General features: G+C 61.8%; 19 protein-coding genes. 9 read left to right on the forward strand and 10 right to left on the reverse strand.

Annotated features, from left to right (window positions below; genetic code table 11):
• Positions 1-3: 3 nt before the first annotated feature.
• From tssH to AB7290_RS11525, 8 genes are all read right to left on the reverse strand, one after another.
• A complete protein-coding gene (tssH, locus tag AB7290_RS11490; protein WP_063981813.1) occupies positions 4-2643 on the reverse strand; it encodes a type VI secretion system ATPase TssH in 2640 nt (879 codons plus the stop codon).
• A 97-nt stretch (positions 2644-2740) separates the two neighbouring features.
• The gene (tssG, locus tag AB7290_RS11495) at positions 2741-3805 is read right to left on the reverse strand and encodes a type VI secretion system baseplate subunit TssG (protein ID WP_063981814.1); all 1065 of its coding nucleotides are present in this window, start codon (positions 3803-3805) and stop codon (positions 2741-2743) included.
• On the reverse strand, positions 3769-5736 hold the full coding sequence (gene tssF, locus AB7290_RS11500) for a type VI secretion system baseplate subunit TssF (protein WP_085402421.1): 1968 nt from the start codon (positions 5734-5736) through the stop codon (positions 3769-3771). The genes tssG and tssF overlap by 37 nt, the downstream gene beginning before the upstream one ends.
• A gap of 1 nt (position 5737) precedes the next feature.
• Positions 5738-6286, reverse strand: coding sequence for a type VI secretion system baseplate subunit TssE (gene tssE / locus AB7290_RS11505; RefSeq protein ID WP_094184183.1), 549 nt, complete (start codon positions 6284-6286; stop codon positions 5738-5740).
• A 180-nt stretch (positions 6287-6466) separates the two neighbouring features.
• Complete coding sequence (locus AB7290_RS11510; protein WP_014493489.1) at positions 6467-6952, reverse strand: Hcp family type VI secretion system effector; 486 nt, start codon at positions 6950-6952, stop codon at positions 6467-6469.
• 48 nt (positions 6953-7000) lie between these two features.
• Positions 7001-8503 carry a type VI secretion system contractile sheath large subunit gene (tssC, locus tag AB7290_RS11515; protein WP_071911365.1) on the reverse strand — a complete coding sequence of 501 codons (1503 nt, stop codon included), beginning with the start codon at positions 8501-8503 and terminating at the stop codon, positions 7001-7003.
• Between the two features lie 16 nt (positions 8504-8519).
• Positions 8520-9047, reverse strand: coding sequence for a type VI secretion system contractile sheath small subunit (gene tssB, locus AB7290_RS11520; protein WP_028156839.1), 528 nt, complete (start codon positions 9045-9047; stop codon positions 8520-8522).
• Between the two features lie 127 nt (positions 9048-9174).
• Entirely contained in the window at positions 9175-10488 is a 1314-nt protein-coding gene (locus tag AB7290_RS11525) for an ImpA family type VI secretion system protein (RefSeq protein ID WP_085402486.1), read from the reverse strand.
• 352 nt (positions 10489-10840) lie between these two features.
• On the opposite strand from AB7290_RS11525, the gene AB7290_RS11530 reads away from it, so the two are divergent.
• From AB7290_RS11530 to AB7290_RS11570, 9 genes are read left to right on the forward strand one after another with little or no spacing between them, the layout of a single operon-like run.
• Positions 10841-12709 carry a type VI secretion system Vgr family protein gene (locus AB7290_RS11530; protein WP_063981817.1) on the forward strand — a complete coding sequence of 623 codons (1869 nt, stop codon included), beginning with the start codon at positions 10841-10843 and terminating at the stop codon, positions 12707-12709.
• 5 nt (positions 12710-12714) lie between these two features.
• Positions 12715-13278: a DUF6931 family protein gene (locus tag AB7290_RS11535; RefSeq protein WP_063981818.1), complete on the forward strand. Its 564-nt coding sequence runs from the start codon at positions 12715-12717 to the stop codon at positions 13276-13278.
• Between the two features lie 12 nt (positions 13279-13290).
• Positions 13291-14649, forward strand: coding sequence for a type VI secretion system-associated FHA domain protein TagH (gene tagH / locus AB7290_RS11540; protein WP_063981819.1), 1359 nt, complete (start codon positions 13291-13293; stop codon positions 14647-14649).
• 48 nt (positions 14650-14697) lie between these two features.
• Positions 14698-16035 carry a type VI secretion system baseplate subunit TssK gene (gene tssK, locus AB7290_RS11545; RefSeq protein ID WP_014493496.1) on the forward strand — a complete coding sequence of 446 codons (1338 nt, stop codon included), beginning with the start codon at positions 14698-14700 and terminating at the stop codon, positions 16033-16035.
• Entirely contained in the window at positions 16032-17558 is a 1527-nt protein-coding gene (tssL, locus tag AB7290_RS11550) for a type VI secretion system protein TssL, long form (RefSeq protein WP_063981820.1), read from the forward strand. Before tssK ends, tssL begins: the two co-directional genes overlap by 4 nt.
• Positions 17559-17601: 43 nt before the next feature.
• Positions 17602-21144: a type VI secretion system membrane subunit TssM gene (gene tssM / locus AB7290_RS11555; RefSeq protein WP_063981821.1), complete on the forward strand. Its 3543-nt coding sequence runs from the start codon at positions 17602-17604 to the stop codon at positions 21142-21144.
• Complete coding sequence (gene tagF, locus AB7290_RS11560) at positions 21141-21842, forward strand: type VI secretion system-associated protein TagF (protein ID WP_441253416.1); 702 nt, start codon at positions 21141-21143, stop codon at positions 21840-21842. The genes tssM and tagF overlap by 4 nt, the downstream gene beginning before the upstream one ends.
• Before the next feature lie 6 nt (positions 21843-21848).
• The gene (locus AB7290_RS11565) at positions 21849-22625 is read left to right on the forward strand and encodes a PP2C family protein-serine/threonine phosphatase (protein ID WP_014493500.1); all 777 of its coding nucleotides are present in this window, start codon (positions 21849-21851) and stop codon (positions 22623-22625) included.
• Positions 22622-24430 (forward strand): protein kinase domain-containing protein, encoded by a 1809-nt coding sequence (locus AB7290_RS11570; protein WP_441253417.1) that lies wholly within the window; start codon positions 22622-22624, stop codon positions 24428-24430. The genes AB7290_RS11565 and AB7290_RS11570 overlap by 4 nt, the downstream gene beginning before the upstream one ends.
• A gap of 9 nt (positions 24431-24439) precedes the next feature.
• On the opposite strand, the gene AB7290_RS11575 is transcribed toward AB7290_RS11570, so the two are convergent.
• Both AB7290_RS11575 and AB7290_RS11580 read right to left on the reverse strand, forming a co-directional pair.
• Positions 24440-25423 carry a DUF4424 domain-containing protein gene (locus tag AB7290_RS11575; protein WP_441254526.1) on the reverse strand — a complete coding sequence of 328 codons (984 nt, stop codon included), beginning with the start codon at positions 25421-25423 and terminating at the stop codon, positions 24440-24442.
• Between the two features lie 98 nt (positions 25424-25521).
• Positions 25522-25803, reverse strand: a complete 282-nt coding sequence (locus tag AB7290_RS11580; protein WP_028156828.1) for a hypothetical protein — start codon at positions 25801-25803, stop codon at positions 25522-25524.

Raw genomic sequence — 25803 nt, forward strand, 5'->3', positions numbered from 1 at the left:
TCCTCAGTTCCACGAATATGCGAACTTGTCGTTCTCGATCGAGACCCGCGCTTGCTTGATTTCTTCCTTGGCAAGCGACTTGCTAAGGAACTCGCGCGACAGCTCCGGGAGCAGGGTGTTGGTGATGATGTTGTCAATCATTCGCCCGCCGGAATCCGGGTCGTTGCAACGTGACACAATGTGCTCCACGACCGCGTCATCGTAGTCGAAGGACGCGTTATGATTGTCGCGGAGGCGTCGTCCGATCCGGTCGAGCTGTAACCGAACGATCCCGGCGAGCATCTCGTCGGATAGCGGGAAGTACGGTATCGAGACGATGCGTCCGAGCAGCGCTGCGGGAAACACCTTCAGCAGTTCCGGCCTCAGCATCTTGGCGAGCTCTTCCGGCTCGTTGCGATACTTTGGATCGCGCGAGAGGCCCATGATCAGATCGGTGCCGACGTTGGTGGTAAGGATGATCAAGGTGTTCTTGAAGTCGATCCGCCGCCCGTTGCCGTCCTCCATGGTTCCCTTGTCAAACACCTGGAAGAAGATCTCGTGGACGTCGGGATGAGCTTTCTCCACCTCGTCGAGCAGGATGACACTGTAGGGCTTGCGCCGGACAGCCTCGGTGAGGCGTCCACCTTCGCCATAGCCGACATAGCCGGGAGGTGCACCCTTCAAGGTCGAGACGGTGTGCGCTTCCTGGAACTCCGACATGTTGATCGTGATCATGTTCTGCTCACCGCCGTAAAGGGTCTCGGCAAGCGCCAGGGCGGTTTCAGTCTTGCCCACGCCGGATGGACCAGCCAGCATGAACACGCCGATCGGCTTGGAAGGGTTGTCAAGCTTGGCGCGGCTGGTCTCGATTCGCTTGGCGATCATCGTCAGCCCATGAGACTGGCCGACGACGCGGCGGTTGAGGATCTCCGGTAGCTTCAGCACGGTTTCGATCTCGTCGCGCATCATCCGGCCGACCGGGATGCCGGTCCAGTCAGAGACAACGGACGCCACCGATTGCTGGTCTACATGGGCATAGACCATCCGCTTCTCCGGATGGATGCTCTCAAGTGTGTCGAACTTGCCGCGCAACTCCGCGCGCCTGGCAGCCGGATCTTCGCCTTCTTTGGGCTGGGACAGAATCTCCCGGATGCTCCGGATGTCCTTGACGAGTTCCTGCTCTGCGGCCCAATCGGCTTCAAGGTTCGTCAGCTTGTCCTTCAGTGCCGCAATGTCGTTGTCGATCGCCGTGATGCGGTCGCTGTCCTTAAGCCCAAGATCGCTGTCGCTGACGAGTGCCGATTTCTCGGCTTCACGAGCGGTAATCGCAACGCGTGCATCCTCGATCAGGGCTGGCGTCGCGCTCTGGCTGATGGCCACGCGCGCCGAGGCGGTATCAAGCAGGCTGACCGCCTTGTCCGGCAACTGCCGTGAAGGAATGTAGCGGTGGGACAGGTTGACCGCTGCGACGATCGCAGCATCGGAGATGCGAACGCCGTGGTGCTTTTCCATCGGACCGAGAAGTCCGCGCAGCATGATGCAGCAGGTCTCCACTTCCGGTTCATCGATCTGGATCGGCTGGAAGCGTCGCGTGAGCGCGGGGTCTTTCTCGATATACTGGCGATATTCTGCCCATGTGGTGGCGGCGATCGTGCGCAGCGTGCCACGGGCGAGAGGAGGTTTCAGGAGATTGGCCGCATCACCGGTGCCGGCCGCGCCGCCGGCGCCGATCAATGTATGGGCTTCATCGATGAACAGTATGATCGGGGTGGGTGAGCTCTGGACCTCGTCGATCACCGAGCGCAAGCGCTGCTCAAACTCACCCTTCATGGAAGCACCGGCCTGCATCAGGCCGATGTCGAGCGCACAAAGCCTTACACCGCGGAGCGGTGGCGGCACGTCGCCGGCGGCGATTCGCTGGGCGAATCCCTCGACAACTGCGGTCTTGCCGACGCCAGCCTCGCCGGTAAGAATTGGATTGTTCTGCCGCCGTCGCATCAGCACGTCGATCAGTTGGCGGATTTCTTCGTCCCGGCCAAGGATCGGATCCATCTCACCTGATTTGGCCTTGGCGGTGAGATCCTGGGAGAACCGGTCGAGCGGCGTCGTCCCCTTGGGACCCGCTTGGGCCGCGCCTTCCGTGCCTGCGCCGACCAGGCCCGAACCGTCCATCGGCCGCATGGTTTCCTCGTCGGAGCCGGCCCAGACATTGCGGCGCTCCGCGGCGAGTGCGTCGACGTTGACCTTGGCGAATTCCTGCGAGAGGTTGTTCAGCGTGCGACGAATATCATTCGATTTCAGGCCCGCCACGAGCAGATGACCGGTGCGGATCTGGGTCTCGCCAAAGAAGAGCGTGGCATAATGCCAGCCCCGATCGAGCAGATCGATGACCGGATTGGCGACGCCCGGCATGTCGGTTTCGTTCTTACGAAAGCCATTGATCACGCCGGCAAGGTCCGACAACAAGCGTGCCCGGTCGAGCTTGTAATGATCGACCGAGAGGCTGAGATCGTTGCGTTCCTGCTGCAGGATATGAAACAGCCAGTGCGCTAGCTCGACGTTGCGATTGCCGGCGCTCTTTGCGTGGCGCAGGGCCTGTATGAAGGCATCATAGCCGGCCCGGTTCAGCTTGCCCGTTACAGCCTCAATGCTGATGTCGGTCACGGCGGATCCTCCTGCTTAATCCATCCGCGGATGCCTGGCATCAAGCGGAAATTTCATCGAATCCCATAGCTTTAGGCAATCGGCGCTACGGATAGGTTCAAATCGCCGAGGCATCGGCTGCGGCGGCCCGACGGGCGCTCAAGCGCTCGCTGAGCTGAAAGCGGGCATCGCGGCGATATTCTTCCGTGGAAGTCCAGTTCGGCGAGACCCAGGTGGTCCATCCAAGTCGTCCGCTCTGTCCGAGCCTGACCGGGACGACCTCTCCCGCTGGAATGGCGAGCTCCACCTCCCATTCCAATTCGTCGCCGATATAGAAGAACACGGCGTCCGCCAGAGGCTCCGACAAGTTGCGCGCTTCGGTCGGCAAGAACTGTTCGTACTGGGTAAAATTCTTGACAAAGACCCGCACCCTGATCTTGTCCTCGACGCTGAACACGCGTGAGCCCAGAAGAGCGTCCCGGCCGAGCCTGGCATGGGTTCCGCCGAGCCGGCTGCAATGACTTGGGTCGAATGACAGCCAGGTGCCGACAAATTCGTCGATCTCGACCTTGACGTCGAACAGCCCCTGCAGGAACCGCGTCAACCGTGACGCACACTTCGCTCTGGGGGAGATCAGTCCGGCAAAGCTGAGCTTCGCCATGTCCGGTACGGTGTCTCGATCAGCGAAAACGTCGGAGCCGAGGCCGGCGAAGGAGCCGACATAGGCGATGAAGCGATCATCCGCCGGACGGTCGTGCTGAGCGATCGGCCGCGCATCGGCCCAGGCGCGAAAGAAGAGTTGCAGAAAGCGTCCGTTGAGCAGATCGAGAAAGCGCGGGAAGGCGTCATCCCGCATCAGCCACCAACTGAGGCTCTCGTCGGTGGTGGCAAGCGGCAGCGCGCCCTGCGGCCCCAGGAGACCGAGAAATTTGACGAGTATCCTGAGCCGGCCACCCACGTCGTCGACGGCCGCAAGGTTGGAGGCGGGGAACTCCAGATAAGGCACTTGGCCGAGGTCGATATACTCCTCGCGGCGTGCAGCGCTGTCACCGATCCGCGGTCGATCCGAGTTGGCGCGCTCGAGCTGGCGCAACGCATTAAAGAAATCGAACCGCCAGGGCTCCGCCTTCATCTGGTCGATCAGCGTCATAGAGGTCTCCGCGTGCCCATGCGCGGCGGCCAACGCATGATCTCGCCGCGCTCCGGCGTCGAGACGACCGTCTGTGTGAAGGTATTGAAGCCCGAATAGTCGGCGAAGAAGCGCTCCAGCACGGCTCCGAGCAAGAACACGCCGCTGCCCTCGAATGCCTTCTCGTCGAGCGTGATGGTAATCTCCAGGCCGCGCGCTGCGCCGCTGCCGGTGCGCTCGCGCACCCGCCGTACGACCGGCCGGCTTTCTATGCTGCGCACGCCGCGGATCTTGCGTTCCGTGGCGTCGTCGAACTGATCGGCGAACAAGGACAGCATTTCGCGCAGGGCTCCGGCGTTCTTGCCGCCACCGCGCTCGACGAGGCCAAGATAGTTCAGGCTCAGCATGTTGATCAGCCGCCAGCTGACGATTCCGCTGTTCGCGATCTCGCTGCGGCTGCGCAATTGGGCCACGATCGGTTCGCGTGGTCGGGTGGGACCGGCGACGCACATCAGATCAAGGGAAGTATCGTCCAACAGGCGGAAGTCGGCGCCGCCCTGGCCGACCGGCAAGTGTTCGGTGAGATGCCGGTTGGAGCACAGCGCCCGGACGCTGAGTTCGGCGACCGCACCTTCGCCGCTAAGTTCACCGGGCTCCAGCAGAGACAGGAACATGTCCGTCCCGGTGTAGTCCGATGATGCGCCGTACGTCTTTTCTCCCACTGTGCGGCGCCGGGGCAACCGTCGAACGGTGAAATAAAGCCCCTCGACCGATCCGCTGGTCCGGTCGACGGCGGCCGAATACAGCGGGCGCACCGGCCGCTTGTCCTTGTCGGCCGGAAAGTGCGCGTAGACTTCGAGTACCTGGTGCGGTTCGTATTCCAGATAGCGGCTGCGATCGGGCACCACATGGTACTCGTGCGTATTCGACTTGACGGGGATGCGATCGCTCGTCTTCTCGAACAGGTTGATTGCCGGCGCGCTATAGAGCCTGAAGGTATCGGGCCGCACCGCGGCGGCAAGCCGTGAATTGTGTTCATCGAAAGCGAAGACGATATCGATCGATTTGCTGCGCAGCCGTGGCATCACGCTGCGAAGTCCCGTCAGGTTGAAGCCGAGGAACTTGCGTGGAAACATGAAATATTCCCGCAGCAGCTCCGAGCCGCGAAAGACCCGGTTGTCGTTGGGAAACAGCGACTCGTCCTCGTCGAAACCAATCTGCTGCACGCAGTCATGGGGCGCACGAGTCACCACCGGATCGCCGAAATCATCGAGATGCCGGAAGTAGACGCCCTTGCAGTTCGAGATCAATTGCTCGTAAAGCGCAATGGCGTCGGATTCCGCGCCTGAAAGGTAGATCGGAAGTTCGCTCGTGCGGCAGCCTGCAAACCAGGTTTCCGGCTTGGCCCTGGCCTCCGCGTCCGGCAGCTCCTCATCGAGCCGGGCCGCGGTACGGTGGGTCAACGACAGCCTGAGCCCGGCGATGACGTCGCCGCCGACGGGAATCCCGAGCGCCTGCAGCGCGCCTGCCGTCGAGAAGTATTCGGCGCCGGTGACGTCGAATGGCCAAAGAGCGATATCGCGGCAAAGTCGAAATCGGCAGGAGAGACTTCGTTCTCTCTCGCGATAGGTGGCGTCGAAATAGGCGCCGCGCGCGATCTTCTTGCCATCGCGTAGCGCTGGGTCGGCATAGGGGGGGCGTGCCGTGACCAGCATGGCCGACGGAGTCGGGGCAAGGTAATTCGGAACCAGTTGCTCGAGCAGGTTTGCAGTGAATTCCGGGAATTCGTGCTTGAGCTTGAGCTGAACGCGAGCGGCGAGAAATGCGGCACCTTCCAGCAATCCCGTGATCATGGGATCAGAGCGATCCCGGATCAGCCCACCGAGGCGTTCTGCGATGCCGGGATACTCTTCGGCGAAATCCCCGGCCTGCTCGTAGAGCAGTGACAGTTCACGATTGTAAAAATCCAGGAATTCGCGGTTCATGCTAAAGTCGGTTGATCTGGATATCGCCGCTGTCGAGGTCGACGTCGGCGACGAACTCCACGGGGACGTTGAGCGGCTCGGCCTTCAGGTCGGCGTGAACGATGAAGCGCAGCTTGAGTTGCTCGGGGCCGACCGAGCCGTCGCGTCGGACCCGGATGGTGTTGCGATCGAGCCTCGGTTCATAAGTCGTGAGCGTCTCGCGCAACGCGTCGGTGAGCTCGTCGTCGGCGACCTCGTCGATCGAACGGTGGGCAATATCAGGGAAGCCAAAGTTCAGGATTGAGGTTCGGACGCAATCGTGGCCGTTCAGATCCAGGGTCGATTCCAGGGCAATGGTATTGAGGAGCGTTTCGAGGTCATGGGAGACCTCGCGCCGGAGCAACGTTTCCGAGATTGGAAATCGGCCCGCGCTCCGCCGCCCTGCAATGACCCGCTCGCCAGACTCATCGCGTAGATTGAGCTTCTTGCGTGCGTCGCGCGCTTCATGGGCTGAGCGAAATGCCAGCATCAGTGGGGGAGAGAGCCGATCCTTCTTTCGTGCAATGGTCATTCACGGTCCCCATGACGCCCAACTCGCATGCAATCCCGGGGGGCGCGCGTTGGTGTCCGACTTGGCGTCGCCCAGCAGGCTTTCGGGCCCGCAACCGGGCCTGACGAGAGGTGCGATCAAAATCGCACCGCTTGGCGCCGGTTCGCCAATCGCAACCGGCGCCAGGCGAGGGGCCGACAATCAGGCCCATTCCTTGTTGGCAGGAACATCCCAGCCAAACGTCGGCGAAGCTCCGGCGCCACCCTTCTCCGTCTGGGTCTTGTAGATCATCTTGACCTTCGCGAAGTTCAGACTCACGTTTTCGGTAAGGCGATCTTCGCCGTGCGATCCGCCTGTCGATACGCTCGTCACGAGAACCTGCTTCATCTCGATCTTGAGATATTCCAGCGGGTTTTCGCCGGCCTTGCGGACCGTCAGGATCGCGCTGTCGATATGCTTGCCGTTTGCGCAGACCTTGAAAAGTTCCGGCGTGGCCTTGTCAACGAAGTGCGTGAAGTGAAGATCCTGCACGCTGACCTTGCCGGCGCCGCCGCCCGATCCGCTGTGGAAGGTACCGGTCTGGCTCTCGCCAAACGACCAACTCAAAATATCGATTTCGTCTTTGTGCTTGTCGTCCAGCGACTCGCCCTTGATCGGATCGAGTTTCAGGAAGATGTCGACAGCCATAGCATGGTCCTCTCAAATTTCTGTGTGTACGGTTGCGATGCTGCAGCGTCAGGAGCTGGGACCTGGCAGGCGTGAAACCAGACTGAGGCCGACATCCATCGCTTCCAATTGAAAGTGCGGACGAAGAAAGAAGCGCGCGTTGTAATATCCCGGGTTCTCCTCGTTTGCTATGACCTCTACCTTCGCAGCGGCCAGCGGCTTGCGCGCTTTCTGAGCTTCTGACGATAGGGCTGGGTTGGCATCAACGTACTCGTTGATCCAGGTTTGCAGCCAGACCGTCAGCTCATCCTTCTCCTTCATGGATCCGATCTTGTCGCGAACCATGCACTTCAGATAGTGCGCAAAGCGAGACACTGCGAACATGTAGGGCAGACGTGACGACAGGTTGTCGGACGCGGTTGCATCCACGCCCTTCTCGCCGAAATACTTCTTCGGCTTGTAAAGCGACTGGGCGCCGATGAAGGCGGCCTTGTCGGTGTTCTTGCGATGGATCAGCGGGATGAGACCCGCCTTTGCAAGTTCGTGCTCGCGGCGATCGCTGATGGCGATCTCGGTCGGGCATTTCAGATCGACGCCACCGTCGTCGGTCGGGAATGTGTGCGTCGGCAGATTGATGACCTCTCCGCCGGATTGCACACCGCGGATGCGCGTGCACCAGCCGAACTCCTTGAAGGCGCGGTTGATGTTGACCGCCATCGCATAGGCCGCGTTGATCCAGCCGTATTTGTCGCCGGTGTGCCCGTCTGTCTCCTCCTCGAAGGCGAACTCTTCCACAGGCTCCGATTTCGCGCCGTAGGGGAGGCGACCCAGCGCGCGCGGCATGCACAGGCCGAGATAACGCGAGTCGTCCTGGTCGCGCAGTCCCTTCCATGCGGCATATTCCGGCGTGTCGAACACCTTGCCGATATCGCGAGGGTTGGACAATTCGGTCCACGAGTCCATTCCCATCAGCGTCGGCTCGGCGCCGCTGAAGAAGGGGGCGTGTGCGGCGCCGGCGATCTTGCTGAGATCGCGCAGCAACTGCACGTCGGTGGGGAGGTGGCTGAAATAGTAGTCGCCGATAAGGCAGCCGAACGGCTCGCCGCCCAACTGGCCGAACTCGTATTCGTAGATCTGCTTGAACAATGGGCTCTGGTCCCAGCGCGCATCGGGGTAAAGCCGCAGATTACGATACAGCTCGGTCTTCGAGACGTTCATGACCCGGATCTTGAGGTTGGCGTCGGTCTCCGAGTTGAAGACGAGGTAGTGGAGGCCCCGCCAAGTACTTTCGATCGCCTGGAATTCGGGTGCGTGAATGATCTCGTTCATCTGCGCGGTCAGCTTCTGGTCGATCCGCGCGATCATCTCCTCGATCGTGTCGAGCACGTCCGACTTGATGACGCTCGAGTCTTTCAATGCCTCTTGAACGAGCGTGGATACCGCGTTGTCGACCTCGGTCGCTGCGCGTTCGGTGCGCGGTTTGAAGCTTTGCTTCAGCAGAGTGGCAAACTCGTCAGCTTCGACGGTCTTGACCTGGGTGGTGCTCTCTTTGTGAACAGCTTCTTTTGCCATGGTCCCCGTTCCTTCCTTAGCTCTCGGTGCCAGGTTCGGTCGACTGGCTGATCGCGCGTTCCCGAAGCGCTGCCATCAGTTGAGGATCGGCCAGAAGTTTTTTCAGCTGATCCTCGGCGGCTACCTTGCCATCCATGTAGCGCAGCAGGTTGGCAAGTTGTTCGCGCGCCTCGAGCAGCTTGGCTGTAGCCGGCACCTGGCGGGCGACGGCCACGGGAGTGAAGTCGGCCATCTTGTTGAAGCGCAGATTGACCGAAAGTTTTTCGTCTGATCCGTCGCTGAGACGATTGGCGACGCGCGCCGTCACGCCGGGCTGGATTGCCGCCATGCGGCTGTCGAAATTGTCCATATCGAACTCGAGGAATTTGCGCTCCTCGACCTTCGTCTTCTCGACGCCGGGGTTATTGCCGGAAAGGTCGGAGAGGACGCCCATGACGAACGGCAGTTCGATCAGCCGCTCGGCGTCGTAAGGATCTTCGTATGTGATGTGCACGCGTGGTGCGCGATTTCGACGAATGAATTTTTGACCGCTATCTGTAGCCATGGTTCCCTCACTACGAAATCGCTTTAGACGTCGAATTTGCGCGACGCAGATCGGCTAGGGGACTTCAAGTTGCTGCGGTCGGCAAACATCCTTGTGTCCATTTAGTGCCCTCGAGCGAAAGCTGGGTTCAATGCGATCTGTCGATTGTTTTAAGCGCTCCCTCAGGAAGAACATCATTCAAAAGGCTGAGAAAGTCTCGTTGCGCGAGGTCGCGCGCGCGATCTGCCAAAAAGGGGATGGGGCTGGACGGCTCTGCGGTTCGGAAAAACGACGCCACCTTCGCCAGCAGGCCCAAGGCTTGCGTTCTGCTTTCCACTGAAAATACAATGTCTTGGGTGTTGTTCTCGGCCGTCGATGAGAATGACGTGGCGAGTTCCGCCATCCGTTCGATCGGCAGGTCGAAGACCTTGTCGCGTCCGATGTTGATCGCAGCGCTCCCCACGTGCGCAGGCACCAGCATCCGCATGACTTCAATAAATGACTTGCCGACCATCTCCTGCGCTTGACGCACCAGCAACAGTGCCGGGTTGGACGGTTCCATTCGGGCAAAATAGTCTGCCACTGCTGCAAGCGCTGCAGATGCCTGTGCGGATGAAGTCACCACACCGGTCGTGTCTGACGGCGCCTGTGCATCGACAGGACCGACATCTTCCGCGGTTGCGGCGATCGCGGCCGGATCGCGCGACGCGACAAGACCCGCAAGCCAGGCAGCCATGCCGTTAACCAAGCCAGAGAGCCTGTCGAGGCTGATCGGTTGCCCCGCGTTCAACTTCTCGTGCCAGGTCTGCTTGATGGCCGCGATTTCAGCAGCGACCGCAGAGCACCGCCCGCTGGCTGCCTTGAGAGTGTCGAGATCTGTCTCGCTGACGATGCGCTCGATGGCCGCCAGATCAGGCCCGTCGGCGTCGGCGTCGCCGGCGGGAATTTCGCCGTGAGCGATCTGATAGGCACGGTAGTTGAGGTTGCCGTGTCTGCGGTTCTCGATCAGGGGAAGGAACTGGAGCGGGTTGATCACGGTCGGGAACACGTCGATTGCCTCGACTGTGACGGCGCGAAGTGCGTAGTCGCCGTCCTCGCCCTTCGGATGCACCGCTTCCCACTGCTCGCGCAGCAGCAGGTTGGTCGCCTTCAGGCAGCAGAGAAAGCCGTCGAGATCGCGGTTGAGGATTGAAAATTTGGCCAGCAGCAGGTTCAGACGCAGATCGCGGGTACGCGCCAGAATGGGCTGCGCGGCGGCAAACTGGCCGGCAAAATCGACCGCTTTTGGATCGAAGCGTCCACGCTCTCCGTTGGCATTGACGACCTCGAAGAACGACATCGGTAGCAGCGATTCCGCACCTGCGAAGAAGTTCAGATATTGGACGTCTCCGATGGCGTCGAGATCCGGTCCGCAGGGATCGTCAGCGGCAATGGGCTGCGTCAGGGAGGCGACGTCAAGCATATGCGGACCGTCCATCTGCTCGATCACGGCCCCGCTGCCGAGCCCGTGGCGACTAGGGGATCGCGCGGGGGCGCATGATCCGGAATCTATACCTATGGGTCAGATGCCTGCCGACCTTGGTTCATTCCCGAAGATCATGCCATTTTCGCGTGAACCGGCAAGCTCTTGGAGCCGACTACTTGATGGCCCGGGGTAGATCTTTGGCGGCCGTTGTGGAACGTCAGGAAGCCCAGCCCTGGGGCGGGCTTGCCGGCACAGCCGGCGGCACGCAGGATTTCCGTCGTTCTTGCATAACGTCTGATCAGCTTTTTTGCAGCGGGTCATTCGATCGAAGGAGGGAGTTTAAGCCCACATGGGCCAGCTTACTCAGGATACCCGCCTCTGCGAACTCAAGACGCCTCTTGGCAAGGACGTTTTGGTTTTTGCCGGATTCGAAGGCTCGGAAGGTCTCAGCGAACTGTTCGAGTATCGCATCGAGTGTCTCAGTGAGGATGCCGACCTCGACTTCGACCGCGCTATCGGCCAGCAGTGCACGCTGACCATAAAGCTGCATGAAAAGGAGCGCGAGTTCAGCGGCATTCTGACGGAGGCCCAGTGGCTCGGGGTGAAGAACGACTATTTCAGCTACCGGATCGTGCTGAGGCCCTGGTTATGGCTGTTGTCGCGAACCACCGATTGCCGGATCTTTCAGGACAAGAAGGCGCCCGACATCATCAAAGAGGTCTTCAACGAACGCGGCTTCACCGACTATGAATCCAAACTCACCGAAGAGGGTTCTTGTCCGAAGCTCGAATATTGCGTTCAGTACCGCGAGACCGACATGAACTTCGTGTGCCGGCTGATGGAGCAGCACGGCATCTACTACTTCTTCAAGCATGAGGGCGGCAAGCACACGCTGGTGTTGGCGGACTCCAAATCGTCGCACAGTCCGATCAATGGTCTTGCTACGATTCCCTACATCCCGCTGGCGGGTGCCGACCGGCGAGGCGAGCAGCACATCTATGAATGGGTATCGGAGCGGCGATTTCGTACCGGCAAGATCGAACTCAACGATTACAACTATCAGAAGCCCAACGCTCAGATGATCAGCGACGCCAAGGGCTCCGAGCATTACACTCGGTCGGAGATGGAGTTTTACGACTATCCCGGGAAGTTCAAGGAGAAATCCGACGGGGAGCGCTACGCGAAGATCCAGCTCCAGGCAGAGCAAGCGATGGATCGGCGTCGCCGCGGCAATGGCGACGCCGTCAACCTGTTCCCTGGCGGGCTGACGAAGCTCGAAAAGCACTCCAAGGACTCGCAGAACGTCGAATACCTCGTGGTGCGAGCTGTGCACTCGTTCTCGATCGAATCCTATCGCACCGGCGGTCCGAGCGACGCAGGGCAACACGTCTATTTCGGCAGCTACGAGTTCTTGCCTAGCGATCGGCCGTTTCGAGCGCTGATGATGACGCCGAAGCCAAGAATCAACGGCATCCAGACGGCCAAGGTGGTGACCAAAGACGATAATTCGAGCGAGGAAATCGACGTCGAGTCCCTGGGCGAAATCTATGTCCGCTTTTTCTGGGATCGGAAGAAGAAGCGGTCGTGCCGGTTGCGCGTGGCTCAGGTTTGGTCTGGCAAGCGCTGGGGCGGTCAGATCATCCCGCGCGTCGGACAGGAAGTCGTTATCGAATTCCTGGAGGGGGATCCGGACCGGCCCCTGGTGATCGGCACCGTGTACAACGACGAATACAAGCTGCCCTACGATCTGCCGTCGAAGAAGACGATCGGGGGATTGAAGTCGGACTCCACCAAAGGTGGCGGCGGCTTCAACGAGTGGAGCTTCGAGGACAAGAAGGGATCCGAGAAGATCACGGTGCATGCCGAGAAGGACCACGACGTAACGGTCCGCGACACCGAGACACGTACCATCGGCGAAGCTGCATTTGGCGGCGACACGCGCAACACCACGCTCAAGAACGGCAATGATAAGCTCGATATCCAGTTGGGTGGTCAGCACATCACTTTGGCCATGGACCAGTCTGTCAATGCAGGCCTCAGCATCACGCTCATGGCCAATGCGAACATCACCCTACAGGTGGGTCCTAGTCAGATCATCCTGACCCCGGCGGGCATCGTCATCAACGCGCCGACGATCGCCATGACGGCGCAGGCCGGCATGGCGCTTGCTGCCGGTGGTCCGCTGGTCGCCCACGGTACTCCAACCCTTGTTGGTTGACGGTCATGGGACAAGTTCGGTTCGGTACGGTTCAGGATCTGTTTCAGGCCTATCCCTTGGCGCGTTATGATGTCGGCAAAGCCGACGCTGACAAGCCTTCGCTGGACTTCCTTCAGGAGGCCGCCGATGCGCGGAATTGGCACCCGGCCGTGTCTTACTGTGCCTATCTGCTTCCCAGGCGCGTAGCAGTTGCCTGGGGATGTCGCTCTCTGCGACTGATGTTCGACCATTTCGACGCCAGCGATACCAGGTCGCTCAATATTGTGGAGACCTGGGTCCGGCAACCGGACGAGCAGTCCCGGAACAAGGCGCTGGCTGTCGGCAATGCCAATGATCCCGAGCAGCCGGCGACATGGCTGGCGCTGGCGGCCGGCTGGTCCGGCGGAAGCGTGGTTCCCCCGGAATTTGCGCCCGTGGAAGCTAAGCCAGATCAGGCCGCGCGGGCGGTGCGTGCAGCACTGCTGATCGGCCTCTGCCGGCTCCCCCGTGACGCCCGGGACCGGATAATGACGTCATGCCTAGAGGATGGTATTCAATTGGCACGCGGCGAACCGCGCCCTCCGCGCTAACGAGACGATGTGATGGTGCTTCGCTTTAATATCGAGAACGAACCGAACCTTCCGGATGGCGGACCTGTGTCGTTTACGGTCACCGGCAGGCGTTCAGTCGATATTGGCCGGGACCGTCACCTCGACTGGACGCTGCCGGATCCGGCGCGGACGATTTCCGGAAAGCATTGCGAGGTGCACTTTCGCGACGGTGGCTATTGGCTGCACGACGTTTCGACCAACGGCACCTTTCTCAATGGTGCCGACCAGCGCATGCGGGGGCCGCACCGCTTGCGCGACGGTGACCGACTCACGATCGGCCACTACATCATCGGAGTTTCGCTGGAGAATGAGGCTGGCGGGGGCAGCCCAAACCACGAGGCGCAACTGCGCGAACCCTCGGTCCAGCAGCATGCCGACTACGGAGAGCTTTGGACAGCCGATCGTGACATTCCGCCGCCGATCGATCCGCAACTGCTGAAGAAGCCACGCGAGGCTGCGCGGCCCGTCAATCCGGGGTTCCTGGATTGGGCGGCGAGCGTCCCGGCACCTGGTGTAGACCCATTCCGACGGTCACAGCCGGCGTCTCCGTACCAACCGTCCGAGCAGGACGACGACATGAACTGGGCAGCCGGTCCAGCCAACGCGCCGAAACCGCAAGTCGAGCGCCCGCCCATCATGCCGACCCCACGCCGGCCGTCGGTATGGATTGATGATGAACCAGCCGCTGCCCAGCCGCCAGCATCGCCATCGCGCCCGGCGCAAGCGGCAGACGAGGGACCTGTCACGGCCAAGCCAGTCGGCGGTCCCGAGTTCGCGCGACTGGTGGCGCGCGCTGCAGGATTGCCGGACAATTTCTTTGCCAGCAAGTCCGATGCCGAACTCGCCGAACAGCTTGGCGTCATCTTGCGTATGACCGTGGATAATCTGATGGCGCTGCTGCAGGCGCGGACCCAAGCCAAGCAGCTGACCCGTAGCACTAGCCAAACCACCGTCCAAGCCCTCGAAAATAATCCGCTGAAGTTCTCGCCGACCTCGGAAGAAGCGATGCGCATTCTCTTTGGGCCGCCGACGCGCAGCTACCTCGACACACAGCGCGCCTTTGCGCAGGGCTTCAGTGATCTCAAGTCACATCAGTTGAAGACCTATATGGCGATGCAGCACGCTGTCCATGAACTGATTGCGGGCATAGATCCGACGCTGATGGCCCGCGAGCTCGAGCTTCAGCGTGGCGCAAGCTCCTGGCTCGGCACGAACAAGGGCAAACTCTGGGACGAGTTCTTGACGCGGTGGAAGGCGCATCTCGGCCGCGACAACAGCGCGCCGATCGAAACCTTTATGTTGCATTTCTCGAACTATTACGACCGCGGTGACAAGCCCGGTTCAAAGTAAACTATCGGCGACCACGCGGCTGCCGACAATTTCTAAGTGGATGTAGGAATGTCTTGGTACAGCAAAGTTTTCTGGTCGGAAGGTCTGTTTCTGCGGCCGCATCATCTGCAGCAGAACGACCGCTACATCGAACACTTGCTGGAAAAGCGCGTTCGCTACACGACACCATACCCGTGGGGCTTTGCCCAGCTGGAGATCGACAAGGATCTTACCGAACAGAGCAAGTTCGCGGTGCGCAATGCGTCCGGCGTCATGCCGGACGGTACGCCGTTCGATATCCCTGCGGACAGCCAAATTCCCGAAGCGATCGATGTGCCGGAGACGGCGGCAGGCCAGGTCGTCTGGCTGATGATGCCGGTCGCGGCGCCAAACACCCGCGAGGTCGACGAGGATCGCACCGACAGCGCCAGTCGTTATGTTCGTAGTTCGGAAACCTTCATTGACTCGACCTCTGCGCTACGCATCGAGGAAGAGATCGACATCGCTTATCCGCGCTTGTCGTTCGAACTGCGCAAGAGCAGCAAGCCCGGATACATGGGCCTCGGCATCGCGCGCATTCTCGAGGTGCGCGACAAGAACATCCTGTTCGACGATAAATTCGTGCCGCCGATGCTGATCTGCGCCGCGCATCCGATCATCGATGGCTGGCTCAACCGCATCATCGGCTGGGTTGAGACGAAACTCGACGAGCTGGCGCGTTACGCGGTCGATCCGTCATCCGGCGGTGGGTTGCAGAGTGTCGACTATCTGGTCCTGCAAGTGCTGAACCGTACCATTCCCGTCCTGACTCATTTCCAGCGCTCCGGCAGCGTGCACCCCGAGCGCCTGTACGAGGAATTGCTGAGATTCGCGGGCGAACTTGCGACATTTTCTACGGCGGAACGGCGGGCGCGCAACTATCCGGCTTACGATCACGACGATCTCGAGAACGTCTTCACACCCTTGGTGAGCGACATCCAGGACTTCTTGAGCGCGCGATTGGGCCGGCGGGCAATCCGCCTGGAGATCATCGAGCGCGCACAGAATGCGTTCGTGTCGCCGATCCGCGATCGCGCGCTATTCCGAAACGCGACCCTGGTGCTGGAGGTTGCCGCACGGCGGCCGCTCGTGGAGATCCAGAACGATTTCCCGCACCTGTTCAAGGTCGGGCCGAACACCAAGATGAACGAGATCGTGCACGCAAACCTGCCGGGCCTGACCTTGGCGCATTTGCCGACGCCGCCGCCGCACATCCGGGCCATCACGGATCACGTCTATTTCTATCTCGACCGCAAGTCGCCGCTGTGGCCCGAGTTCAGCACGGCGGCCTCGATCGGAATGCATTTCTCCGGCGACTGGCCGGAGCTTGAGCTGTATCTTTGGGCCATCCTGGAAGACAGGCCATGAGCGACAGGGACAAGCCGGTCAATCCTTTCGGTCGGGGCGAACGGACGATCATCCGTCCCAACCCCGGCGGGAAGTTGCCGCCGGCGCCGACCTCTCAGCCTCCGCCGGGCGAGGGCCCTGCGGCACGTCCAGGCTATTCGCCATCACCGGTACCCTCTCCCGGCGCGCCGGCGCCACCGTCATCATTTTCTCCTGTCCCGCAGGGCTCGAACTACGCCTCCGCGCCGGCCAGCCATCCCGCTGAGGAATGGATATCGACACCCGCGCCAGCCCAGGCGCAGCAGCCCATGCTACCGCCGGGACCGCCGTTGCGCGTCGACGATCTCGTCGCGCCAAATGCCAATCCAGTGATGCGCGCTGCGGGCCCGTTGCTGCAGCTGCTTGGTCGGTTGCGGGTGGCGCTCATGCGCGCGTCATTCGCGAGTTTGATGGAGCAGGTTGCAGACGCGATCAAGTTCTTCGAGAAGGACATCCGTTCCGCGGGCATATCCGAGCACCAGGCCAACACAGCGAAATACATCCTGTGTGCCACTGCCGACGATATCGTGCAGCACATCCCGACCGAGGAGCGCCACGTCTGGACGCAATATTCGATGCTGAGCCGGTTCTTCGGCGAGCGTGTCGGCGGCGTCCGTTTCTTTGAGATTCTCGACCATTTGAAGGTTGATCCACTGGTCAACTATCCGGTCCTCGAACTTCAGCACGCCTGCCTTGCGCTTGGTTTTCAGGGCATTCACCGGACGTCAGGGGGCGGACTTGCGAACCTGCAGCTGATCCAGCGTAACCTCTATGAATTGCTGCGCCGGGTCCGGCCGAAGACGATGAGCGACCTGTCGCCCAACTGGCGCGGGCAAGCGCTGGCGGGGCGCCGGCAGCGTCTGCGCGTTCCGGTCTGGCTCGTCGCGGCTGTCGTGGCCGCGCTGCTGACCGGGTCCTACTTCGTCCTGCGGACGCTCCTCGCTGGCCGGGCAGAGAATGCTGCCGAGGTGGCGCTCGCGCTCCATCCGGCCGGCCCGATCGAGCTCAAGCGCCAGATCGTTGCACCGCCGCCGCCGCCGCCACCTCCGCCGCCACCGGATCGCATCACCCAGTTGCAACGCATCCGCAACGCGCTCGCGAAGGAGAACACCGCCTGTGCCATGACGGCGGACCAGACCCCGAGCTTCATCGTGATCAGGGTCTGCGACCTGGCGTTGTTCGCGTCGGGCCAGGCGACCATCCTCGACGGCTTCAAGCCGATCGCACTCCGCGTCGCGGCAACCCTCGACAAGGAGCCGGGACGGATCCGGGTCGTTGGCCATACCGACAGTTCGCCGATCCGCACAGTCCGCTTCCCGACAAATTTCGAGTTGTCGGTCGAGCGCGCCAAGGCGGTTGCCGCGGCACTGAAGCCTGGCTTGACCGATGGTTCGCGCGTCGACGTCGAGGGCAAAGGAGCAGATGCGCCAATCGGTAGCAACACGACACCCGAGGGACGCGCCAAGAACCGGCGCGTCGAGATCTTTATCGAACGCAGCGAATAGGCAGATACCGCCGGGTCAGGTGGTTTGCGACAGGTACGGTTAGATGCTTGCCAAGGACATTCTTCGCATCGTTCTCTACGGAGTAGGGCTCAGCTCGCTCGGAGCGGTGATCTATCTCGCCGGTCCCTTCATCGCGTTCGGCGACTGGCGGCCGCTGGAGAACCATATCGTCCGGCAGATCGCTATTCTGCTGCTCACCACGGTCGTGGCAGGCATTGTTGGCCTCAATCTGTTCAAGCGGCGCAAGAGTGCCAAGGAGATTGCCGATGGCATCGCTGGTGCGGACCAGCCCGTCAGCGATGAACCGGTGCTCAAGGAGCGCATGAAGGATGCGCTCGCGACGCTGAAGACCGCCAGCGGCAACAAGTCGGGCTATCTCTACGATCTGCCGTGGTACGTCATCATCGGTCCGCCCGGAGCCGGCAAGACCACGGCGCTGGTCAATTCCGGGCTCAAATTTCCGCTCGCGCGCGGGGCGACGCCCGCAGCGATCGCGGGGGTCGGCGGTACGCGCTACTGCGATTGGTGGTTCACCGAGGAGGCGGTGCTGATCGATACCGCCGGCCGCTACACGACCCAGGACTCCAACAGCAAGGCCGACAAGGATAGCTGGCTGGCGTTCCTGGACATCCTGAAGAAAAGCCGGTCGCGCCAGCCGATCAACGGCGTCCTTGTCGCCATCAGTATCGAAGACATCCTGACGCTGCCGAAGCAGGAACTCGCACTTCACGCCGATGCCATTAGGATGCGCCTGCTCGAGTTGCATCAGAGGCTCAAGGTCAGCTTCCCGGTCTACGCGCTATTTACCAAAGCCGATCTCGTTGCCGGCTTCACCGAGTATTTCGCCTATCTCGGCGAGGCCGGCCGCCGCCAGGTCTGGGGTGCCACGTTCCAGACCGCAGACAAGACCCAGAATCTGGTGGGGCAGATCCCGGTCGAGTTCGACCGTCTGCTGGAGCGCCTGAGCGAGGAGACGCTCGACCGTCTGCAGGACGAGCCGACGCCCCAGCACCGCGTGCAATTGTTCGGCTTTCCGGCACAGATGGCGCGGCTCAAGCCCCAGATCCACGACTTCCTCAACCAGATCTTCGAGCCGACGCGCTATCACGTGAACGCGAACCTGCGCGGTTTCTACTTCACCTCGGGTACGCAGCAGGGCACGCCGATCGACCAATTGATCGGGTCGCTGGCACGTACGTTCGGCGCTGAGGAGGTCGGTTCCGGATCCTATTCGGGCACGGGCAAGAGCTTCTTCCTCGCCGATCTGATTTCCAAGGTCATCATCGGCGAGGCCGACTGGGTCTCGACCGACCGTGCCGCGGTGCGCCGCGCGCTGATCCTGAAAACCGCGGCCCTGTCATTGATCGGCCTGGTCTCGATCGGACTGATCGCAGCCTGGCTGATGAGCTACAAGCGGAACTCCGATTTGATCGAGCAAAGCCTGCAGGCGGATAGCGAGTATGCGGCCGCCGGCGCACCACTTATCAAGCAGACGCTGATTGCCGATCATGATCTCGACAAGGTGCTGCCGCTGCTCTACCGGCTGCGCAACGCCCCGGCAGGCTACGGATCGCGCGGCGAGTCGGTGCCTCTGTCGGCTCGCTACGGGCTCAGTCAGCACGCCCGGCTGCTGTCGCCCTCGAAGGCGGCCTATCATACGGCGCTTGAGCGCATGTTCCGGCCGCGCCTGCTGTATCGCCTCGAGGAGCAGCTCAATGCGCGCATCAACGAACCTGCCTTCGTCTACGAGGCGCTCAAGGTCTATCTGATGGTCGGCGGCCTGCAGTCGCCGGACCGCGAGCTGATCCGCTCCTGGATGCAACGTGACTGGGCGGACAACCTCTATCCTGGCGCCACCAACGCGGAAGGGCGGCGTCTGCTCGACGAGAACCTCGTGGCAATGTTCGACCTCGAGACCGAGCAGCAGCCGCTGGTCGAACTCGACGGCCGGTTGATCAAGCAGGCCCAGAGCTCCTTGGCGCGCCTGAGCGTGTCGCAACGTGCCTACGAGTTTCTGAAATCGGAGGCTCGCGCATCGACCGCTGGCGACTGGATCGCTAGCCGCCATGGCGGACCCGACATGGGTGTCGTGTTCGAAACCACGACGGGGCAGCCTTTGGACGCGGTGCGGGTACCTGAGTTCTTCACGTATAACGGCTTCCATCAGAAGTTCGTCGCCCGGCTGTCCGGATTGTCTGAGCGGATGAAGCGGGAGCGATGGGTTTTGGGTGATGCAGGCCAGCAGTCGGCCATCGACCAGCAGTACGACAATCTGGCCGGCGATCTGCTCAACATCTATTCCAACGATTTCGTGACGACCTGGCGAACGGCGCTCGGGAGCCTGCGCCTGAAGAAGCTGCTCGCCGACAAGCCGAAATACGAGGTGCTGCGGGCGCTTTCGGCGCCGACCTCGCCGATGCGGCAAATTCTGGAATCGGTGCGCGATGAGACGGTGCTGACCAAGGAACGGGCGAAGCCGGCGAACGCTTCGGCGCCAGCTGCCGCACCGGCGCCGGCACTCTTCACGAATGCCCAGGATGGACCGCCTGGCGCGACGATCGAGGCACAGTTCAAACCTTACCACGCGGCGCTCGAAGGCGAGAGCACCCGCCGGCCGATCGACTCGACCGTCGCGAACCTGAACGACATCGCGCAGAACCTGACGTTGATCATCGAGAATCCCCAACTGACAGCACAGGCCACGGCTGCGCTTCAGACCCAGGTCGCAGCGCTCCGCAACAATGCCTCGCGCATGCCGCCGCCATTCTCCGACATGCTGCGCGCTGCAGCCGCGGAGTTCGAAGGCAGCATCGCGGCTTCAACCGCTGGGCAAATCCTGCAAACGTTGCGCGATCAGGTCACGCCGGTCTGCCAACAGACCGTGACCAACCGCTACCCGTTTGTCCGCAGCAGCGGCCAGGAAGTCCCGCTGGCGGATTTTGCCAAATTGTTCAGTCCGAACGGCGTTATGGACAAGTTCTTCACCCAGTACCTGGCACCTTATGCCGACACGTCGCGGTCGGACTGGGCTTGGCGCAAGGAGAGCCCCGTTGGTCGGTCGTTCTCGCCCGACACGCTCAAACAATTCCAGAATGCGGCTTATATCCGGGATGCGTTCTTCCAGACGGGCGGCGGTGTGCCCGCCGTTTCTTTCGCGATCCGGCCTCCTGGGGCACCGGGGCCAGGCGTGACCGTTAAGACCGAGATCGGCGGCACCACGATTGCGAGCCCAACCATTCCCGGACCGGCCACGTCGTCCTTGTTCGGCGGTCCGCAACCGACGCCACCGCCACCACCACCGCCTCAGAGCAACTCGCCAACGACCGTCCTATGGCCGGGCCCAGCGCCGCGAACGGCAATTTCAGTTAGTAACGACACCGGCGCGCCATCCGTGCTCGAGCGCATTGGTCCCTGGTCGTTATTTCGGATGCTAGAGGCGGGCTCATTGGTTGTGAAAGCGGAAACGGCCAGCGCGACTTTCATCGTCGCGGGGCGCGAGCTCAACTATCAAATTTCGACTGGGTCGTTGCGCAACCCGCTGAATCTGTCAGTGCTGCGCGAGTTTCGTTGCCCGACCGGGATATGACCATGCGTTGCGGGCTATTCGGCAAGATCGGCGCCAAGCGCGATTTCATCGCGATCGCGACCCCGCGCAGCTTCCTGGAAGCCTGGGAGCCGTGGGTACAGGCCGCGCTGTCAGCAAGTCGCCACCAGCTTGGCCCAGGATGGCAGCAGGCCTTTCTGACCGCTCCGGTCTGGCGGTTTTGGCTCGGCGCCGCGATCTGCGGCACGACAGTGGCGGGTGCGATCATGCCCTCGCTCGACGGGGTGGGGCGATACTATCCCTTGACCCTGCATGCGGTGACCGGCGAGGCCGTCTCGCTGCCGCCGCCGAGCATTGATCCGCAGGACGAATGGTTCGGGCAAGTGGAGGCGTTCATGCTTTCGACCCTGGATCGGGCGGCAACCTTCGAGCAGATCTCCGATGCATTGGATCAGCTTGCGGTGCCACGACTGCAGGAGACCATCGCCGGCGGTCCGGCGATCACGTCGCTTGGTAGTGCGACAATGGGAAGGGCTTCGGCGGTCGACGCCTTCGCGGGGTCGTTTGCAGCACTTTGCGCCGCCAACCCACAGGTCTACGCCGCGGCCAGCTTCTGGTGGACCGCCGGAGGGGAAGGCTTTCCGCCAGTGGCGCTGAGTTGCCGCGGATTACCAGATCCGTTTCACTACATCACGCTGCTGACCGGTGATCTCGGCCACGCGGCATCCGGGAATGGATGACACGCGATGGTGCATATTCCATCCTTGTTCGATGTTGGTAGCGTCACCCATGCCGGACGGGTGCGGGAGCGGAACGAGGATTCATGTTTGGTACGAACCGACGTCGGCCTTTGGGCGGTCGCCGACGGTATGGGTGGTCACGAGGCCGGCGATCTCGCCAGTCGCATTGTCGTGCAGTCGCTTGACGCGATCGGCACGCCAGAATCAGCCGCAGACCTGCTGGCGGAATGCGAGGAACGGCTGTTCAGCGCAAACCAGCAGATACTGGCGCTAAGTCATGAACGACAGGGGGCCACCGTCGGGACCACAGCGGCGGTTCTGCTCGTTCGCGATAGCTACTATGCCTGCATATGGGCGGGTGACAGCCGGGTCTACCTGATCAGTCGTGGCGCAATTAGCCAAGTGTCGCATGATCACAGCGAACTGGAGGAACTGATCGCCGAAGGTGCGCTTTCGCGCGAAGACGTGAATGATTGGCCGAGCAATGCCATTACTCGTGCCGTCGGTGTCGCCGATGATCCGGAATTTGAGGTGGTGACAGGCCCGGCCGAGCCGGAGGATATCTTCGTGATCTGCAGCGATGGCCTGACCAGGCACGTGCAGGACGACGAGATCCTGCAGCACGCGGCTACGCGACGCGCCCAGGCGGCTTGCGATGACATGCTCGCGCTGGCTCTTGATCGTGGCGGGCTCGACAACGTGACGATTGTGATCGTGCGACTGCTGACGCCACGATCTCAGGAGGCGACAAGATCTCCGCTCAATCGGGAGCCGCAACCATGACCCCGAACGATCCGTTCCGATCGTCCTATCACGGCGTGCCGCCCGGCACGCGTCTCAACGGCATTTACGAGATCGAAGCGGTGATCGGCGCGGGCGGCATGGGTGAGGTGTACAAATGCCGTGAGATCCAGACTGGATCGCCTGTTGCGGTGAAAATGCTGCTGCCCGACATGGTTGACAACGAGGCGGCGCTCGCGCTGTTCCGTCGAGAGGCCGCGGCACTCCACAATCTTCCGCATGACGCGATCGTTCGCTACTTCCTGTTTACCGTGGAGCCGGTGCTGCAGCGACCTTATCTCGCGATGGAATTCGTGAATGGCCGCTCGCTCTCTAACATGCTCGATGATGGGCCGTTGGCCTTCGAGGCGCTGATCAGGCTGATGCAGCGCGTCGCATCGGGACTGGAGGCCGCCCATGAGCACGGCATCATCCATCGTGACGTTTCTCCGGACAACATCATCGTTCCGCTCGACGACGTCAGGCGGGCCAAGATCATCGACTTCGGCATCGCGCGGTCGACCCAGATGGGTGACAAGACCATCATCGGCTCGGGCTTCGCCGGCAAGGACAATTACGCATCGCCGGAACAGGTTGGGTTGTACGGCAATGACGTGACTGCGAAATCCGATGTCTACAGCTTCGGTCTTGTGCTGTTCCATGCGCTGACCGGGCAGAAACTCGACATGGGCGGCAGCCAGTTTCAACTGGTGGAGAAGCGACGGCGTATGCCCGATCTCGGTGCGGTGGATATGCGAATCCGGCCTTTGCTGGAGCGGATGCTGCAGCCTGATCCGGCATTGCGCCCGACCATGGGGGAGGTCGCCAACTGGACGCCAACCGGTTCGGCCCAGACACCGGCCGCGCCGTTATATGGCTTCGATCCGCTACGGCGGCCGGAAAGCGCGGCGCCGGCGTCGCAGGACAGGATGCCGTCGACCGCGCGGAGCGCGCGCGGCCTCTGGCTGGGGGCGGGCGTGGCGGCATTGTTGATGCTGGTCGGCGGTGGCGGATATGCCTTCTACAAGCTGGTCTGGTCAGCGCCCGGCACAGCGGTTTTGCCGCCACCTCCGAAACTCGCTGGAACAATGGTGCCGCCGAAGGTCGAGCCCGCTGGACCACAGCCCGGACGCCAAGAGACAGAGAAGTTGTCCGCGCAGCCGACGGCAACGCCGTCTCCGGCGCTCGATGGGCCGGGGCGAGCTGAGCGCATCCGCAAATACGTGGCCCAATATTCTGGCGGTGACTGCTTCTTTGTCTTGCCGATTGCTGTGAGCCCAAATGCGGCTGTCATCGAAGGGTTCGGTGCCTCGACCGCCCCATTCGACACCTTCGACAAAGCGTTTCGGCGTGAGCAGGGTTTCGAAGCTTCGGTCGGCGTCAGGCAAGTGACCCAGGCGCAATGCCCTGCCGTCAAGTTCTTGAGTCAGGTCGGGAGCGATCAGGCGCGAATGCCACGCATCACCCTGTCAGCGACAGAGCTGAAGGGCGGCGAAACCCTCAATGGGACCATTGAGAACTTTGCCAACCGCGTGGTCGAGCTGCTCATGGTGTCAGATCGCGGCGAAGTCCAGAGCCTCTCCTACCTTCTGAAGCCGGGCATCGACTCACTTTCGTTTACGCTCCCGACAGCGCGCGCGAGCGGTCCGCAATTGCTGTTGGTCGTGGCGGTTCCGCAGGTTCTGGACTCATTGCGCCAGCCGCGACCGATGGCTGCCGACACGTTCTTTCTGCAGGCGCTAAGCGAGGCTCAGCGCAACAAGGTGACCGTCATCGCGGCCGCGCGCTACGTGCTGCTCACCAATTGACCGGCACGCTCAGAATGTTCCGATCACCAGGATTTTCAGGTCGGCATCCGGCTTGAAGTCGCTTGCTGTATATTCAAGCATCTTTCCAGTAGCAGACGATGCCTTTAGCCGCCCGGGACAGAAGCTCACCAAGCGGTCGCTGCCGCCTGGGTCGATAGTCAGTTTGAACGAGCGGATCGGCCCGGCCCAATTCGCGCCGGTCTTGAGCACATACGAAATGCGCCGCTCCTGCAGCTTCGCGCTGTTGGTTTGGTTACTGCCCGCGCGCTTGTCGAGTTCGGCGAGGAACGTATCCTGGACGCAGTACTCTTTCCGGTAACGGGCGACTTCCTGAGCGAGTGCGCCGCTGCGGCGGAGGCTCGAGCGCAGGATGGTGTCGGGACTGGAGCCGACGCTCGGCCGGTACTGGTGTTCGACCAAGACGGTGCGCATGGGCGGAAACACCTGCTGGCGCACGGCCGAGGTCTTGATAACCCAACCCGGCGCATATTGCTGCCGGCCGTTGTCGCTCTTTCCCGCAGGTATCAGAAGTCCGTCGTCCACGAGCCGGGCCCGGGTCGCCTCGGGCAGGTCGTTCACCCGGATCTCGCGGCTACCAATCGGCAGCAGCGGCAACTTGAGTTCGCGGAGCAGGGCACCGACATCCCTGTTGCCGACCATGGCGCGCTGATCGACGGTCAGCGGCGCCGGGCTGCCATCGACCTTGGTCTCGAAGTCGACGAAGTTGATCGGATCATTTGACGGCAGTGCGATGTTCTCAGCCTCCGACAGGTCGATGTCGGGCAGCGGAAAGGCAACGGTAAGCGTGACCGGCCTGGCGGTGACGTTGGCGAATTGGTAGCGAACGCTAATCCTGTCGAGCGCGATACGAAGGTTCTCGCTCTCCATGGCCACGTCATTGGTGCGCACGAACTGGAGCCCGCCGATCGACAATTCCGCAGCCGAGTCGTTGGCGCGTGCCGGCCAGCCCGTCGCAACCAGCAGCGCGACCATCAAGGCCCGTATCCGGAACGATGGTCGGGGGGAGGGTCCGTTCGACAAGCTAGTCTCGATGCGGCGTCGCAGCATATGCTGGTTCCATCCGATGCGGGTCAATCGATCGGCTGATAAAGATCGCCCCACTCGGACTTCCAGACCCCGTCTGGATCGCACACTACGAGCGCGAGCTTTACGTCGTTTGCCAGCCGGATCGCGCCGCGAAAAGCATCCTGAGCCGGCAACTGCGCGCTGACCTGGTCGGTGGTCAGCCGTCCCCCGCTCGCGGCGGCCGGCAGCACGATCGATCCGGAGATGCCGTCATTGTCGCGTTTCAGGACAAGCGTGATCGCGTCGGGCTGGACTTCGCTCACCTGCTCAAATCTATTCCGGGCCAT

The organism is Bradyrhizobium sp. 613_E4_N2_2 (genome assembly GCF_052075995.1).
In the GTDB taxonomy this organism is placed as follows: domain Bacteria; phylum Pseudomonadota; class Alphaproteobacteria; order Rhizobiales; family Xanthobacteraceae; genus Bradyrhizobium; species Bradyrhizobium barranii.

Coding starts and splice junctions, on each gene's coding strand:
- tssF (WP_085402421.1), bottom strand. CDS start 5,736: ATGAACCGCGAATTCCTGGATTTTTACAATCGTGAACTGTCACTGCTC.
- tssE (WP_094184183.1), bottom strand. CDS start 6,286: ATGACCATTGCACGAAAGAAGGATCGGCTCTCTCCCCCACTGATGCTG.
- AB7290_RS11510 (WP_014493489.1), bottom strand. CDS start 6,952: ATGGCTGTCGACATCTTCCTGAAACTCGATCCGATCAAGGGCGAGTCG.
- tssC (WP_071911365.1), bottom strand. CDS start 8,503: ATGGCAAAAGAAGCTGTTCACAAAGAGAGCACCACCCAGGTCAAGACC.
- tssB (WP_028156839.1), bottom strand. CDS start 9,047: ATGGCTACAGATAGCGGTCAAAAATTCATTCGTCGAAATCGCGCACCA.
- AB7290_RS11525 (WP_085402486.1), bottom strand. CDS start 10,488: ATGCTTGACGTCGCCTCCCTGACGCAGCCCATTGCCGCTGACGATCCC.
- AB7290_RS11530 (WP_063981817.1), top strand. CDS start 10,841: ATGGGCCAGCTTACTCAGGATACCCGCCTCTGCGAACTCAAGACGCCT.
- AB7290_RS11535 (WP_063981818.1), top strand. CDS start 12,715: ATGGGACAAGTTCGGTTCGGTACGGTTCAGGATCTGTTTCAGGCCTAT.
- tagH (WP_063981819.1), top strand. CDS start 13,291: ATGGTGCTTCGCTTTAATATCGAGAACGAACCGAACCTTCCGGATGGC.
- tssK (WP_014493496.1), top strand. CDS start 14,698: ATGTCTTGGTACAGCAAAGTTTTCTGGTCGGAAGGTCTGTTTCTGCGG.
- tssL (WP_063981820.1), top strand. CDS start 16,032: ATGAGCGACAGGGACAAGCCGGTCAATCCTTTCGGTCGGGGCGAACGG.
- tssM (WP_063981821.1), top strand. CDS start 17,602: ATGCTTGCCAAGGACATTCTTCGCATCGTTCTCTACGGAGTAGGGCTC.
- tagF (WP_441253416.1), top strand. CDS start 21,141: ATGACCATGCGTTGCGGGCTATTCGGCAAGATCGGCGCCAAGCGCGAT.
- AB7290_RS11565 (WP_014493500.1), top strand. CDS start 21,849: ATGGTGCATATTCCATCCTTGTTCGATGTTGGTAGCGTCACCCATGCC.
- AB7290_RS11570 (WP_441253417.1), top strand. CDS start 22,622: ATGACCCCGAACGATCCGTTCCGATCGTCCTATCACGGCGTGCCGCCC.
- AB7290_RS11575 (WP_441254526.1), bottom strand. CDS start 25,423: ATGGTCGCGCTGCTGGTTGCGACGGGCTGGCCGGCACGCGCCAACGAC.
- AB7290_RS11580 (WP_028156828.1), bottom strand. CDS start 25,803: ATGGCCCGGAATAGATTTGAGCAGGTGAGCGAAGTCCAGCCCGACGCG.